The organism is Nocardia anaemiae NBRC 100462, assembly GCF_001612725.1.
GTDB classification, from domain to species: Bacteria; Actinomycetota; Actinomycetes; order Mycobacteriales; family Mycobacteriaceae; genus Nocardia; species Nocardia anaemiae.
The window spans coordinates 116,341-131,221 of the sequence record NZ_BDAZ01000004.1 but is presented as its reverse complement, the minus strand read 5'-3'; the positions used below and the strand labels follow the sequence as shown (position 1 = coordinate 131,221).

General features: G+C 65.1%; 12 protein-coding genes and 2 pseudogenes. 8 read left to right on the top strand and 6 right to left on the bottom strand.

Annotated elements, in window-relative coordinates:
* Nucleotides 1–175 precede the first annotated feature (175 nt).
* The gene (locus tag NA5_RS03975; RefSeq protein ID WP_063813198.1) at nucleotides 176–787 is read right to left on the bottom strand and encodes a TetR/AcrR family transcriptional regulator; all 612 of its coding nucleotides are present in this window, start codon (nucleotides 785–787) and stop codon (nucleotides 176–178) included.
* A 49-nt stretch (nucleotides 788–836) separates the two neighbouring features.
* Between NA5_RS03975 and NA5_RS03970 the strand changes: the two genes are divergently transcribed.
* A complete protein-coding gene (locus NA5_RS03970; protein ID WP_062981988.1) occupies nucleotides 837–4,163 on the top strand; it encodes an acetyl-CoA carboxylase family protein in 3,327 nt (1,108 codons plus the stop codon).
* A gap of 4 nt (nucleotides 4,164–4,167) precedes the next feature.
* Here the strand turns inward: NA5_RS03970 and NA5_RS03965 are convergent, their stop codons facing one another.
* Nucleotides 4,168–5,358, bottom strand: coding sequence for a serine hydrolase domain-containing protein (locus NA5_RS03965; RefSeq protein WP_245672083.1), 1,191 nt, complete (start codon nucleotides 5,356–5,358; stop codon nucleotides 4,168–4,170).
* Between the two features lie 365 nt (nucleotides 5,359–5,723).
* Between NA5_RS03965 and NA5_RS03960 the strand changes: the two genes are divergently transcribed.
* Genes NA5_RS03960 through NA5_RS03945 form a run of 4 tightly spaced genes read left to right on the top strand, consistent with a single transcriptional unit; the run spans nucleotide 5,724 to nucleotide 8,465 of the window.
* Nucleotides 5,724–6,137 (top strand): YciI family protein, encoded by a 414-nt coding sequence (locus tag NA5_RS03960; RefSeq protein ID WP_062981986.1) that lies wholly within the window; start codon nucleotides 5,724–5,726, stop codon nucleotides 6,135–6,137.
* Between the two features lie 5 nt (nucleotides 6,138–6,142).
* Nucleotides 6,143–7,387, top strand: a complete 1,245-nt coding sequence (locus NA5_RS03955) for an RNA polymerase sigma factor (protein WP_062981984.1) — start codon at nucleotides 6,143–6,145, stop codon at nucleotides 7,385–7,387.
* Nucleotides 7,380–7,763: an NYN domain-containing protein gene (locus tag NA5_RS03950; protein ID WP_062981982.1), complete on the top strand. Its 384-nt coding sequence runs from the start codon at nucleotides 7,380–7,382 to the stop codon at nucleotides 7,761–7,763. Before NA5_RS03955 ends, NA5_RS03950 begins: the two co-directional genes overlap by 8 nt.
* A gap of 57 nt (nucleotides 7,764–7,820) precedes the next feature.
* Nucleotides 7,821–8,465: a pentapeptide repeat-containing protein gene (locus NA5_RS03945; protein WP_062981980.1), complete on the top strand. Its 645-nt coding sequence runs from the start codon at nucleotides 7,821–7,823 to the stop codon at nucleotides 8,463–8,465.
* Here the strand turns inward: NA5_RS03945 and NA5_RS03940 are convergent.
* Nucleotides 8,462–9,841, bottom strand: coding sequence for a bifunctional lysylphosphatidylglycerol flippase/synthetase MprF (locus NA5_RS03940; RefSeq protein WP_062981978.1), 1,380 nt, complete (start codon nucleotides 9,839–9,841; stop codon nucleotides 8,462–8,464). The genes NA5_RS03945 and NA5_RS03940 overlap by 4 nt on opposite strands.
* Before the next feature lie 514 nt (nucleotides 9,842–10,355).
* Between NA5_RS03940 and NA5_RS03935 the strand changes: the two genes are divergently transcribed.
* From NA5_RS03935 to NA5_RS43445, 3 genes and pseudogenes are all read left to right on the top strand, one after another.
* Nucleotides 10,356–11,216 (top strand): SDR family oxidoreductase, encoded by an 861-nt coding sequence (locus NA5_RS03935; protein ID WP_062981976.1) that lies wholly within the window; start codon nucleotides 10,356–10,358, stop codon nucleotides 11,214–11,216.
* A 40-nt stretch (nucleotides 11,217–11,256) separates the two neighbouring features.
* A pseudogene (locus NA5_RS40125) lies at nucleotides 11,257–11,416 on the top strand (IS701 family transposase); the annotation flags it as partial.
* A gap of 36 nt (nucleotides 11,417–11,452) precedes the next feature.
* Nucleotides 11,453–11,584, top strand: a pseudogene (locus tag NA5_RS43445) (IS701 family transposase); the annotation flags it as partial.
* A gap of 209 nt (nucleotides 11,585–11,793) precedes the next feature.
* Here the strand turns inward: NA5_RS43445 and NA5_RS03930 are convergent.
* The 3 genes from NA5_RS03930 to NA5_RS03920 are packed head-to-tail and all read right to left on the bottom strand — an operon-like array spanning nucleotide 11,794 to nucleotide 14,876.
* Nucleotides 11,794–12,930 carry an epoxide hydrolase family protein gene (locus NA5_RS03930; RefSeq protein ID WP_218020049.1) on the bottom strand — a complete coding sequence of 379 codons (1,137 nt, stop codon included), beginning with the start codon at nucleotides 12,928–12,930 and terminating at the stop codon, nucleotides 11,794–11,796.
* 56 nt (nucleotides 12,931–12,986) lie between these two features.
* Nucleotides 12,987–14,558 carry an alpha-amylase family glycosyl hydrolase gene (locus NA5_RS03925; protein ID WP_062981972.1) on the bottom strand — a complete coding sequence of 524 codons (1,572 nt, stop codon included), beginning with the start codon at nucleotides 14,556–14,558 and terminating at the stop codon, nucleotides 12,987–12,989.
* Nucleotides 14,559–14,609: 51 nt separating this feature from the next.
* Nucleotides 14,610–14,876 (bottom strand): SemiSWEET family sugar transporter, encoded by a 267-nt coding sequence (locus NA5_RS03920; protein ID WP_063813194.1) that lies wholly within the window; start codon nucleotides 14,874–14,876, stop codon nucleotides 14,610–14,612.
* Nucleotides 14,877–14,881 lie beyond the last annotated feature (5 nt).

Here is a 14,881-nt window from a genome sequence, read left to right as displayed (position 1 = left end):
GATGCGGGCCGCGGATTCGGCTGGTAGTGGATGGATCGATCGCGGCGGAGTCGTATCCGGCGCCGCGGTGGCCTGTGAACGAGGTCAGCCGCGATGAGGTTGCGGGGAACAGGGCGCATATGTGCCGCGTGGCATCGCCTCGAGAGGTTTGTATCCGACTAGCGGCGGATGCGAATCAAGTTGGGGACAAGAGGGTTTCGGCGACCGTCTGCATGTGGGCAAGGTAGGTGGCGCGGGCGCGTGGGGTGGCGTCCGCGCGGGTGAGGGCGCCGCGGGTCAAGGCATAGCCGATGGTTTCGGCGATGACTCGTGGCGGAACGATCGGGGAGATGCGGCCCGCGGTGTGGAGGCGTTCGAGGTAGCGGGTGAAGCGGCGGATGGGACGTTCGGCGATTTCCTCGGCGAGCACGGCGACTCGGTCGTCGACGGCGCCGCGTTCATCGATGAGGCGCAGCATCGGTCCGGCGGTGCGGACCGCGGCGGCGAAGGCATCGATGGTGGCGGCGAGCATCGCTCGAGGATCGTCGGTATCGATATCGGGTTCCTGGGCGGCCAGAAAATCGTCGCGGACCTGGGCGGCGAGGGCGAGGAAGATTTCGTCCTTGGAGGCGAAGTAGACATACATCGTGGCGCGGGAAACGCCTGCGGCGGCGGTGATATCGGCGACGGTCGTCTTGTCGTAGCCGTGCTCGGCGAAGACGCGGGCGGCGGCATCGAGCAGCGCGCGATGACGGTCGGTATGTGATCGTTCCCGCGCCGCACGGACCGACCAGCCTGCCTGTGTCATTGATCCATCGTCGTTGACATTGACGTCAATGTCAAAGCAGACTGGCGCCATGCATGTGGTGGTGGCGAACAGGGGTGAGGTGGCGGTCCGGGTGATCCGGACAGCCCGCGAGCGGAATTACTCGACCCTCGCGCTGTATACCGGCGAAGAGGCGGCGACACTGCCGGTGCGTCTGGCCGATGACGCGATCCGACTGCCGGGCATCGGTGCCGCCGCTTACCTCGACATCGCCGCCGTTGTCGCCGCGGCAAAGAGCGCAGGAGCCGATGCGCTGGTGCATCCCGGTTACGGATTCCTCAGTGAGAGTGCCGACTTCGCGGCAGCGTGCGCGGCGGCCGGTCTGATATTCGTTGGGCCGTCGCCCGAGGTGCTGCGCATCTTCGGCAACAAACTGTCGGCACGCGAGGCCGCACGACAGGCGGGAGTCCCGGTGCTGCCCGCAACTTCCGTCGGCGCTGACCTGGCAGAAATTTCCGCGTTCTTCGCCGACCACCCGAGCGGTGTGATGCTCAAGGCGGCGGCAGGCGGCGGCGGACGAGGTATGCGTGCGGTCCACACAGCCGACGCACTCGCCGATTCACTCGACCGCTGTCGAGCCGAAGCCCGCACCAGTTTCGGCGACGACACCATCTACGCCGAAGCGCTGGCCGCCGATGCCCGCCACATCGAGGTTCAAGTAATCGCGGATGGATACCGCGCCGTCACCCTCGGCGACCGCGACTGCAGCATCCAACGCCGCCACCAGAAACTCGTCGAAGTCGCCCCGGCCCCCAATCTCCCTGCCGCCCTTCGAGAACGCCTCCACCGCGATGCCATCGGTATAGCTGAATCGGTCTCCTGCCGCGGTGTAATCACCGTCGAATTCCTGGTCACCGCCAGCGACGCCTGGTTCCTCGAGGTCAACCCGCGGCTCCAGGTCGAACACACTGTCACCGAGGCGGTGACCGGCGTGGACCTGGTGGCAGTCCAACTCGACCTCGCCAGCGGCGCTACGCTGCATGAACTCGCTCTCGGCGACCTTGTGTCGCTCAGGATGCGCACCGATCGCGTTGGTCCGGCCGGAGCCGATGACGCTGAGGCGAATGGCTTTGTCGGAGATCCGCTTTCGAGCGTTCGGGGGTTCGCAGTGCAGGCGCGAATCAATGCCGAGATGGTGACCGCGGGTGGGCAGGTTTTGCCGAGTACCGGTGTGTTGACGGAATTCGCCGCGCCGACCGGCGTGGGAGTTCGGGTGGATACCGCGGCGTTCACGGGTATGCGTCAAGGGGCGCAGTTCGATTCGTTGTTGGCGAAGATTATTGCGCAGGCACCGACGTATTCGGCTGCGATACGGCGGTGTTCGGACGCGCTGGCCGAAACGGTGATCGCGGGTGTCGATACCAACGCGAGTCTGTTGCGCGCGGTGCTGAATCAACTCGCCGATGGGGTAAGGACGACTTCCTGGTTCGAGGAGAACATCGGCGAATTGCACAGTCGGGCAGGTGATTACGCACCCACAGTGGCCCAAATGGGTGGCTCGACAGCAGGAAATTCGCCGCATTCGCGCGCCGAGCATCGGAACCCGGCGGTAGTGGATCCGACGGCGAGTGGCGATCCCGAGGTAGCGCTCGAAGCCGATGAGCAGGCCATGCGGTCGCCGATGGGCGGCACCGTCGTGAGCTTGGCCGAGCCCGGCAGCATTGTTCCGACCGGTGCGGAAGTCGTTGTGCTCGAGGCAATGAAGATGCAGCACGTGCTGCGGGCCGAGCAGTCGCTGCGTGTTTCGCGCCATCTGGTGGCACCGGGCGCGACGGTCGACCCGCATGCGTTGCTGATCGCCTGGATTCCAGCCGACCACGACGGTCCGGCCGCCGATATCGAGGCGATCGACCTGGATGCCGCGCGTGCCGATCTGGCGGAGGTGCGGGAGCGCCATCGGATCGGACTCGATGCGGGCCGCCCGGCCGCCGTCGCGAAAAGACACAATCTGGGCCGCCGTACGGCCCGGGAGAACATCGCCGACCTCGTGGACGAGGACAGCTTCCTCGAATACGGCGCGCTCGCCGTCGCCGCACAGCGCCTGCGGCGCAGCCCCGAGGATCTGATCGCCAACACACCGGCGGACGGCCTGATCGGCGGTATCGCCACCATCAACGCCGACCGATTCGGCGCGGAAGCCGCACGCGCACTGGTCATGTCCTACGACTACACCGTGCTGGCCGGTACCCAGGGCATGCGCAATCACGCCAAAACCGATCGCATGCTGGAACTCGCACACGAACAGCGCCTTCCCGTGGTCTTCTTCACCGAGGGCGGCGGCGGGCGACCAGGGGATACCGACTACTCGGGCATCTCCGGCCTGGATGTGACGACATTTCGCGCGATGGGCGCACTCTCGGGTCGAGTTCCGTTGGTGGGCATCGTCTCCGGACGATGCTTCGCGGGCAACGCGGCACTGCTCGGCATGTGCGATGTGGTCATCGCGACTCCGGACGCCAATATCGGCATGGGTGGACCGGCAATGATCGAGGGCGGCGGACTCGGTGTCTACGCACCCGAGGACATCGGCCCCATCGACGTCCAGCGCCGCAACGGTGTCGTACACATCGTCTGCGCCGACGAGGCCGAGGCGGTCGCCGCCGCCCGCCGCTATCTCTCCTATTTCCAAGGGCCACTGCAGGATTGGACCGCACCGGATCCACGCCTCGCCCGCCACGTGGTGCCGGAGAATCGGCTGCGCGCCTTCGATATCCGCGAGGTCATCGCGGCGGTCGCCGATGTCGACTCGGTTCTGGAACTGCGCCGCGATTGGGGCGTCGGTGTGGTCACGGCGCTCATTCGGGTGGAAGGCCGCCCCTTCGGCCTCATCGCCAACGACTGTCACCACCTCGGCGGTGCGATCGATGCACCCGCCGCCGATAAGCTGAGTGCATTCCTGCAACTCTGCAATGCTCACGGCCTGCCGATCGTATCCCTATGCGACACACCGGGTTTCATGGTCGGCCCGGAGGCGGAGAAACAAGCGACCGTCACCAAATTCAGCAAGCTGTTCATCGACTCCGCCGCGCTCACCGTCCCACTCGGCACCGTCATCATCCGCAAGGGCTACGGCCTCGGCGCGCAAGCCATGGCGGCAGGCTCCTTCCGGGCCCCACGTTTCGTCATCGCCTGGCCCACGGGCGAAATCGGCGGTATGGGTCTGGAGGGTGCGGTCCGCCTCGGCTTCGCCAAGGAACTCGCGGCCATCGAAGATCCCCATAAACGCCAGGAAGCCTTCGACAACCTCGTCCAACTCGCCTACGCCAACGGCAAGGCACTGACCGCCGCTACCGTCCTGGAACTCGACGATGTCATCGACCCGGCCGACACCCGGCGGTGGATCCGCACCCTGCGCTGAACCTTTAGACCGCTACGGCCTTGGTCACCGCGTCGACGAGATTGCGGGCACGCAGGTCCGGTGCGCCTTCGATGATGTAGTTGGTGACGTAGGCGAAGGCGATGCCGGTATCCGGATCGGCGAAGGCGAGGGAGCCGCCGCGGCCCGCATGGCCGAATGCGTTCGGGCCGCCGAGTGGGAAACCTTCGGTGGGAAGCATGTATCCGGTCGCGTACCGATTGGGCAGCATTATGACGCGGTCGACGCCCGCGGTTTGTTCGCGTGTCGCGGCGGCGCGGGTTTCGGGGGTCAGCAGGCGGGCGCCGTCGACCTCGCCGATGGTCGCCGCATACAGCCGGGCGAGGCCGCGCGCGGTGCCGATGCCATTGCTTGACGGGATCTCGACGGCGTGCACAGCGGGATCGTTGAAATCGATATCGGCCGGATCGGTGACCTCGAAGGCGCGGTTGACCAGTGCCTGCGGATCCCGCATCGCGACAACCATCGGCCGGAATTCCGCCGGGATGAACTCGTCCGGGACCGTCGCCAGATCGACCTTGGGCGCGAATACGAGTCGGCTGACGCGATGCCGTTCGGACTCGGGCAAGCCGATGAAAAAGTCGATACCGAATGGCCCGGCGATATCCTCGGCCAGAATCCGCCCGACCGTGCGGCCCGTCGCCCGCCGGATAACCTCACCGACGAGCCAGGCGAACGTACGTCCGTGGTATCCGTGCGCGGTGCCGGGCGGCCAGTTCGGCGCCTGCGCGGCGAGCGCTTGCACCATCGGGTCCCAGGCCAGCGCATCCGCCAGCGGCACCGGCTTGTCCAGTGCCGCCAGCCCCGCCTGATGGGTCAACAACCAGCGCACCGGGATATCGCCCTTACCTGCCGCCGCGAACTCCGGCCAGTATCGCGCGACCGGCGCGTCCAGGTCGAGCTCACCGCGCTGGGCAAGCAAATGCGCGACGGTCGCGGTGACACCCTTCGTCGCCGAATAGACCAGCTGCATCGTGTCTCGCTCCCACGGCCGCTCACCCTCCGGATCGGCCAGCCCACCCCACAGATCCACCACCGGCTGCCCATTCCGGTATACCGTCACCGCCGCACCGACATCCCCCTGTTCGGCGAAATTCGCCGCGAATACCTCTCGTACCGCCTCGAACCCGGACGCAACAACTCCATCGATCACCATGTGCCCCAGCATGTCACGCATCCGGTCTCCTCATCGAGCAGCCACCACCGCCGCACGACCTGCTGTCCATCGCACAAGCGCGGCGGAACATCGTCGACGGGCCATCAGCCGCAATCCGACGACGAGAACATTGTCCGGTTCGATACTGCGGTGCACGACGCCTGCGGCGGGCGGCCCGAAAATGCGGTCAGCAGCCTGTACGCATCCACATACCGTCGACCGCTGTGCCCGTGCGACGTCGCCGGATCGGTTGCTCGCTGTCTGCGTCAATCGCCCACCTGCCGCGGTCGAAAGTTTTTTCGGCAGGCATGTCCGAGAATGGTCAGCGGCTGCGACGTATCTGACGAGCGGCGCCATCCGGGCGCCGCCACAGCGGAGGAGTTGTCATGAAATACATGATCCTGAGCTACGGCTCGCAGCAGGACTACGACGGCATGGTCGGCAAGGACACCGGCAAACCCGCATGGACCGCCGCGGATTTCGCGGCGATGACCGAGTTCATGGGCAACCTCAACAAGAAGTTGGAGGAATCCGGTGAACTGGTCGAAACTCGCGGTCTGGCCGAACCGGTGCACACCCGCCGCATCACCACCAAGAACGGCGCACCGTTCGTGACCGATGGCCCCTACGCCGAAACGCAGGAGGTACTCGCGGGATACTGGATCGTCGAATGCGAGAGCTTCGACCGCGCCACCGAAATCGCGGCCGAACTGAGCAAATGCCCGGCCCCGCCGCACATCGCCGAGACGGCCTATGCCGATGTCCGGCCCATCATCGAGTCCGCACCCGAATTCAGCTGAGCCTGATGTCGGACACCGAGGTCGAGGACCTGCTGCGCAGCTGTGCGCCGCAGGTCCTCGCCGCGGTGGTACGGCGTTACGGTCATTTCGACACCGCCGAGGACGCGGTGCAGGAGGCATTGCTCGCCGCCGCGACCCAATGGCCGAACACGGGCATACCGGACAACCCGCGTGCCTGGCTGATCACCGTTGCCTCCCGCCGCCTGACCGACCTGCTCCGCAACGAACAGGCCCGCCGCAGACGCGAGGACACCGTGGCCCGCTGGGCACTCCCCGAGGACTGGCTCACCCCACCCGCCGACCGGGAACCCACCGACTCCGATGACACGCTCGTCCTGCTGTTCCTGTGCTGCCACCCGTCACTCGCACCCACCGCTCAGGTCGCGCTGACCTTGCGCGCGGTCGGCGGCTTGACCACCGCCGAAATCGCCCGCGCATTCCTCGTGTCCGAGGCGACCATGACCAAACGCATCGGCCGCGCCAAAAAGACGGTCAAGGACAGCGGTGTCGGCTTCGCCCCACCCGCCGCCGCGCACCGCGACGCGCGCCTGGATGCCGTGCTGCACGTGCTGTATCTGATCTTCACCGAGGGCTATGCCAGCACCTCGGGCCCGAGCCTGCACCGCGTGGAACTCTGCGCCGAGGCCATTCGCCTGACCCGGCTGGTGCACCGTCTGCTGCCCGACGATGCCGAAGTCACCGGCCTCCTCGCGCTGATGTTGCTCACCGATGCCCGCCGACCCGCCCGCAGCGGACCCGCGGGTGAACTCGTTCCGATGCAAGACCAGAACCGCGCACTCTGGCACACCGAAGCCGTTACCGAAGGCATCGCGCTGATCACCGAGGCGCTGCCCCGCGGCGTACCCGGTCCGTATCAACTGCAAGCGGCCATCGCGGCACTGCACGATGAGGCGCCGACTTACCAGGCCACCGATTGGCCGCAGATCATGCTGCTCTACGAACGTCTGCTCGCGCTGGTCGACAATCCGATCATCGCGCTCAACCATGCCGTGGCCGTCGCGATGGCTCGCGGACCGGTGGCCGGATTGAAACTCGTCGACGATCTGGCCGACGGCGGCAAACTGGCGGGCGACCACCGCCTGGCTGCGGTCCGTGCCCATCTGTTGGAATCGATGGGAGACCGGACCGGTGCCCGCGAGGCATATCTGCTTGCCGCACAACAGGCTATGAGCATCCCGCTACAGCGCTACCTGCACACCCGCGCTACCCGCCTGAGCACCGATGAGTAGAAAGGCAGCCATGTTGATCGTCGTGGATGCCGCGAATGTCGTGGGCTCGCGCCCAAATGGCTGGTGGCGCGATCGTGCGGGCGCGGCTCGGCGATTGCTCATGCGGTTGAGCACACTGGACATCGAAGAACCAGCTGAGGTGGTCGTCGTACTGGAGGGTGCGGCGAAGGCCGCCGCATCAGATGAGTTCGACGGCGTGCGCGTGGTTCTGGCTGACGGTTCGGGAGACGACGCGATCGTCGACGTCGTGGCGGCGGCCACCGACGAGGACACGATCACCGTCGTAACGGCCGATCGCGGACTCCGCCAGCGAATCGAAGCGCTCGGCGCGGAATCGGTCGGCCCGCGCTGGCTGCTGGACCGCATCGACCCCTGATCTGTCGGATCCGACTGGTAGACAAGGGGAACCGTCGCCGAACCCGGAGGTCAACCCGTGCCCAACGAACTCGAGGATCTGCCCTACGCGCGTTATCTCACGCGGCTGGAGGACGATCTCGAACCCGAGGGCGACTACGACTGTGTGCACATCACCGGCGCCGATATCGATGACATCGACGCAGGCAATTCCCGCTTCTCCGAAACCGTTTTCACCGCGCTCGCAATCAACCGCGGCAGCCTGCGGTTCTCCCGCTTCACCGATGTCTGGCAGCGCAATGTGCGCTGGGTCGGCACCGACCTGTCCGATACCTCCTGGCAGGACGTCGAGCTGATCGCCGGTGCGCGGTCCGGCGTCGATGCGGGCGGTGCCAACTTGCGTCGAGTGCGCTTCGAAGGCTGCAAATTCGACTCGGTGAACTTCCGCAAATCCAAACTGCGCGAGGTGCAATTCGTCGACTGCGTGCTGCGCCATGCCGATTTCGGTGATGCCGAACTGACCAAGCTCACCTTTCCCGGCACCACCGTGGAGGGCCTGCTGCTCAACCGTGCCCGACTGAAGCAGGTCGATCTGCGTGGGGCGGCCCACCTCAATGTTGCCGAGGGACTGGAGGCGTTGCGCGGGGCGACCATCACCCCGCTCCAACTGCTCGATCTGGCACCCGAATTCGCCAAGGCGATCGGCATTACCGTCCGCGACTAGTACTGCTTGCGGTGCGGCACGAATTCCAAGGTGAGTAGTGCCGCGGCGGCCAGCAGCACCTCACGCCAGCGGATCAGCACGAACCGCTGCTCGGACATCGCTTGGAACTTGCGCAGGAATCGGTACAACGATTCCAGCCGGATCAGCGGATCACCCAGGTGCACGAGCACATAGAGCAGCTTCCTCGTCCGCGAGCGCTGCTTCTCGGCGAACAGTTCCGGGAAGGGTGCGAATGCCAATGAGATCCGTTCGATCCCCTGCGTGCGGGCGTGGTCTACAAGGTCGATGATCATCCGCTCGTCCAGTCCGTTCGGGGCATCCTTACGCCGCCACGGCACGTCGAGGCTGAGCTCGCGGCCTCGCCCGGAGACGCCGTAGCGCTGGAAGCCCGCCACGCGCCCGTCCTCGTCGCGGGCCAGTACCAGCAGCATCCCGGGATTCCGACCGTCCAACAGATGGTCCAGGATCATCGAGAAGCCGCGATTCTGTCGACCGGTACGCCATTCGTCGACGATCGCAAGCAGTTCGGCCCGCAATGGTTCGGTCAGATCGGTCTCGCTGATGACCTCGGTGGTCACCCCGAAATTCCGGGTGCGGCTCACGGCCTGGCGCAGATTGCGGAAGGAACGCCCGACCATGGCGAAGGTCCCGACATCGATGACCACATCGCGGCCGACCGGAATCGCGCGCAATCCCCGATGTTCGATCGCCCGATGCCGCCACATTCCGGCCAGCTCCGGACTGGCGCCGAGCACCGCTACCCGCCAGCCGTGATTCGCCGCGAATTCGGAGAACTCGGTGAGCAGGGCGGGGTAGTCGGCACGATCGCCGATCGGATCACCAGCGACCACCGCGATCCCGAAGCGGGCCCGGTAGCCGATCGCCGCAGTCGAATTCGCATTGAAGTAATAGGACTTCGATGAATGCAGCGCGAATGCGGCGAGGGGATCGCGTCGGGTGCGGCCGACGAGTTCGGCGACGCGATACAGCTGCTCGGGCTGGGGCCGACTCGACTGCGGCAGCATCAGGATGAATCCGGTCGCGGCCAGGAAGACGAAGCCGAAGCCAGGATGTGAGGCGCGATAGGCGGCATTGGCCGCCGCCAGCACAAAGACCGCGACGGTGAAATGCGGCAGGGTGATCGGGCGACGCAGATGCAGTCCGCGCACCACGAACAGTCCGGCGATCGACACGGCGACGAACCAGCCGTGGTCCTGCCCGGGCGCGGCGCGACCGGCCTCGTAGACCAGTGCGACACTCATCAGCAACAGGGCGATGGAGATCACCGGGCGAACGGCCGGTGTGGTGGTGATCGAGGCATCGCGGTATCCAGCGAGTGTGGAAATGCGCGCCGCCGTTTCCCGTCCCTCAGCCACGTCTGCCCTCAATTCGGCCGGGTCCGAACAGGTTCCCCATGTGGTCCTCCCGATGATCCTGTACACGCAACAATATTCGAAACATGGGATGAGTGCTCGAACATTCCTGGCGCACCAAGATCGTTGGAGTCCGCGAGTGTTCGCCCGGCAACCGTGCCATGCTGAAGCTGGTGTGTCGGCCTCGATCGGACCGGGGCGAGCGAGCCGCTGGCCGCTTCAATCGAGTATGCCACCACCGAGCTAACGGACAAGGGCCTTTCCGTGGCCGTATTCCCGACCATCGGCCCTCGTATCCATCAGCCTCATCGCTCGTATATCGCGGCAGAGCCGGTTTATGTCAACGACAGCGAGGCTCTGATGAGTCGGCGTGCCGCGCTCCATGGTCGACAGCTATCGTTCAGCGATCCGTGTATGAATCGCATCTCGACCCCTGTCACCGGTAGCCGAATATTGCGTCTGAGACGGAAGTCAGATCTATAGACAACAGTGTTCGTAATTGTCTATCGTTTGGTTCATGACGAAGTTCCACGGCAAGAGCTGCCTGATCACCGGAGCGGCGAGTGGATTGGGCCGCAGTACGGCGCTCGCGGTTGTCGCCAAGGGCGCATCGGTCATACTGACCGATATCGATGATGTCGGACTGCAGCGCACCGCCGATGAGGTGCGCGCCCGAGGCGGTGTCGTGCACTTGGCCGCGCCCGCCGATGTCAGCGATTACGACGCCGTGGTGGCGCTGGCCGCGAAGGTGCACGCCGAGATGGACAGCGTGGATATCGTGATGAATGTGGCGGGCATTGCCACCTGGGGGACAGTCGACCGGCTCACGCACAAGCAGTGGCGGCGCACCATCGATATAGATCTGATGGGCCCGATCCATGTGATCGAGGAGTTCGTGCCCCGGATGATCGAGGCCGGGCGGGGCGGACATCTGGTCAATGTGGCCTCGGCCGCGGGACTTTTCGGGCTGCCCTGGCATGCGCCATACAGTGCGGGCAAATTCGGGTTGCGCGGCGTTTCGGAGGTCCTGCGGTTCGATCTGCGGCAGCACCGGATCGGTGTCAGCCTGGTCTGCCCCGGTGCGATGGCGACGCCGATGGTGGACAGCGTCGATATCGCGGGCGTCGATCGGCAGGGTGCGGCGGTGCAGCAGGCGGTTTCGCTGTTCATGCGACATGCGGTCACGCCCGAGCAGGCGGCCCGATCGATCGTGCGCGGAGTCGAGCGCAACAGGTACATGGTCTTCACCTCACCCGACATCCGGATCGGCTATCTCGCCCAGCGCTACTTCCCACCCTCCTACACCCTCGCGATGCACGGACTGAACTGGGCGATGAGCCGCTACATCGACAAGACATCCGAACCCACAAAGGCTTGATACTGCAACGACACTTGTGGTGTCTGTGCTGGTAGATCTGGTGTGTGGTTTGGATCGTGTTGTGGCCGAGTTGGATTCGTTGATCGGCAGGGTTGGTTCCAGGTTCGCGCGGTCCGAGCCGAGGGCTCGGGCGCGTGATTATGGGTCGGGGGCTGGTTGCGGGCTTGGAGCGTAAGAACGGGTGGACCGTTGCCGAGCGCCCACGGGCCACGCGAATTCGACTGGGCACGCCGCCAGATCGAAACCAGGTCCGTTCCTGGCGAGCCTGGTATGCCCACATCACCCTGTCAATGCTCGCCCCGGCCTGGCTGGCTGCTTCCAAAGCCGTTGCCGCAAAGGGGGATTCGCCGACAGTGATGCAGACATGATCGCGCTGACACTACCGGAGATCCGCAGGCTACTCGTCGTTTTCGTGCTCACCCGCACCATGACCCAACGACACCTGGGCCTGGTCGAGATGGCGACGCCGCAGCCAATGCCGAGCTCGACCATCCCACTACCGACGCCGGGGACACCCACTCACCTCAGTGTCGTTGCAGTATTAGAACGACGAAACGGCTCCCTTTGCGGCGGGTGTTCACAGCGTGACGTCCTCGGCGGTGCGGACCGCATCGCAGGTTGCCCGTAGGTCACTGGCGAAGAGTTCGGGTCGTTCCCATGCGGCGAAGTGGCCGCCGTGGGCGGGTTCGCTCCAATACACAATGTTGGTGAATCGACGGGCTGCCCAGCGACGTGAAGGGCGAGGCACCTCTTTGGGGTAGATGCTGCAGCCGGTCGGCACGTCGATCGTGTCGTCGACATCTGCGGTGAACCCCCGGCTGACTTCGGCAATACTCTCCCAGTACAACCGAATCGAGGATGTACTGGTGCCGGTAAGCCAGTAGAGAGTGACATTGTCGAGTATCTGCTCGTGGGTCAGGCCGGGATCGTCGGTCCATGTGCACAGCTTTTCGGCGATCCATGCGGCGAGGCCGGCCGGTGAGTCGGTCAGCCCGTACCCCACTGTTTGGGGTCGGGTGCTGTGCAGGGCCGAGTAGCCAGACCCGGTACTGGTGCGTTCTTCCAGATCTGCGAGTGACACCCGTTCGGCGTCGGTGGGGGTCGCGTTGTGATCGGGTGGAGCGAGCGGCGGTACGAGGTGCAGGCCGATCAACCGATTTGGTTGCTGAAGTGCGATGGCAGTGGAAATGCTGGTGCCCCAATCGCTGCCTGCGGCGAGGAAGCGCGGATAGCCCAAACGGGCCATCAATTCGCACCAGGCTCGGGCAATGCGCTCGATGCCCCAGCCAGAGGCTATGGGCTTACCGCTGAAAGCGTATCCGGGCAACGACGGGATGACGACATGGAACGCCGAACCGCCGTTGGGTGGTTCGGTGAGCAGCGGAATGACGTTCTCAAATTCCAGGAAGGAGCCGGGCCAGCCGTGGGTGAGCACCACCGGCGTGGCTTCGGAACTGGAAGAGCGAACGTGTAAGAAGTGGATCGGCAGGCCGTCGATGGTGGTACGGAATTGGGGGATATTGTTGAGTCGCCGCTCGGTGGTACGCCAGTCGTATTCTTCCTGCCAATGTCGACACAAGTCGGTCATAGCGTCCAGCGGAATGCCCTGGGACCAGTCCGGAACCGTTTGCTGCTCCGGCCACCGAGTTCGTGACAAGCGCAGGCGCAGGTCGTCGAGTTGATCCTCGGGGATGTCGATCCGAAATGAGCTGATGGTCTCGGGCATTCATGGCCTCCGTATCGGCGGGCTCCACATTCGGGTCAGGTGAATCATGGGACGCAAATTATGGCCTCGCCTGATAGCAGGGTGGCCGCGTGACGCTGCACCGAAGGACGCACGGTGGACACGCGCGGTGTCATCTCGCTCGCGGGAAGTTGCGCCTCAGTTGCACCAAGGTTGGCGGCAACCAGCATGTTGTCGCGCCGGTAGGCCACGACCTCGGTACCGGTATCGAGCCATTCCGGTTCGCCTCGCACGGTCCGGCGCAGGTCCCGAGCCAGGTGCAGCATCCGACGGTAGGCGTGCAGTGGTGAGTTCGGGTCGGTTCGTTGCTCGGAGACGGTATCGGTAGGTAGGCGCTCCCCATCCGGTAGCCAGCCCGCCGCAGCCGTGGTAAATCCGAGCCCCGGGCCGGGGCGCCACGGCATTGGGGTACGCACGGGATCGCGGGAGGCGTGCACGGCGCCACCTATCCGCACCATCGGGTCGCGAGCTGCTTCGGGCGGGACGACACCGTCCGAGAGCCCGAGTTCTTCGCCCTGATACAGAAACGGTGTGCCCGGCAGACCGAGTGTCAGAGCGGTCAGTGCCAGCGATCGCCGCTGCGCCGCTGGTCCACCCCCATAGCGGGTGACCGGCCGAGTCCAGTCGTGGCTACTCTGCGGCCACGACAGCTGTGCACTCGCGGTCGCGGCAGTTCGAATCAGCTCGGCCGCCAGGCCCGGATCCTGTTGCACCAGGCCGAAATAGAATATTGAATGCAGGCCGCTCTGATCGTTCAAGTGTTCGGCGAGCCGGTGCGGATCCAGGACATATGTCTCGCCGACCAAGAATGCGCTGTAGTCGTCGGCCAGCGTCCGCCATCGACGGTGGATGTCACGCAACTGCGGCTGGCCGATATCGTGCCGGTGGTCATAGCGGTACCAGTCGGCGACCGCGCCGCCCATAGTGGGCACCTCGTCCGTGGGTAGCAGCGGATTGTCTGGGAGTTCCGGATGTTTGGCGAGGTAGTGGGCGGTGTCCACGCGGAACCCAGCGAGCCCCCGGTCCAGCCAGAACCGCATGATGGCGTCGACCTCGTCGGCGACTTTGGGATTGGACCAGTTGAGGTCGGGCTGGTCGGGGGTGAACAGATGTAGATACCACTCGTCACTGGCCGAGTCGTGGGTCCAAGCCCTTCCGCCGAAGGTGGCTACCCAGTTGTTCGGCGGCTCGTCTCCTCGACCCGGACGCCACAAGTAGTAGTCGCGATAGGGGTTGTCCCGATCGGTGCGAGACGCGGTGAACCACGGATGCTGGCTGGAGGTGTGGTTGACGACCAGGTCGGCGATGACCCGAATGCCGCGCGACCGTGCGTTGGCGATCAGCCGGTCGACATCAGCCAGCGTGCCGAAGCTCGGATCGACATTCAGATAGTCGGCGATGTCGTACCCGTGGTCGGCCATCGGGGAGACAAAAAACGGACTGACCCACAGGAGATCCACTCCCAGCCAACTCAGATGATCCAGATGGTCGATCAAGCCGGGCAGGTCGCCCCAGCCGTCGCCGTTGCCGTCGGCGAACGACGGCAGATATACCTCGTACCCGATGGCCTGCTGCCACCAGGCTGATGCAGTGGACACAGCGGTTTCCTCCGATGTCGGGTTTCCTGGGCGCGGGTGAACGTCGGCAACTCACTGTGATTGGTAGGCGAGACTGTGTCGCGCCTTCACGACGATCAGCGTGGAGATCATGGCCGCCATCGCCGCGTTCGTCACGGCGACGGCCAGATCGGCATTGAGCAAGCCATACACGAGCCAGCCGCCGACCGCGGCAACGAAGAGTGCGAGCCACCACCACGAGAGATCGGTCGTACTTCCCGTGCGGATCGCGCGGATTACCTGCGGCAGCAAGCTGGCCGTACTCAACGCTCCGCTGACGAGACCGAGAACGGTATTCACCAGAC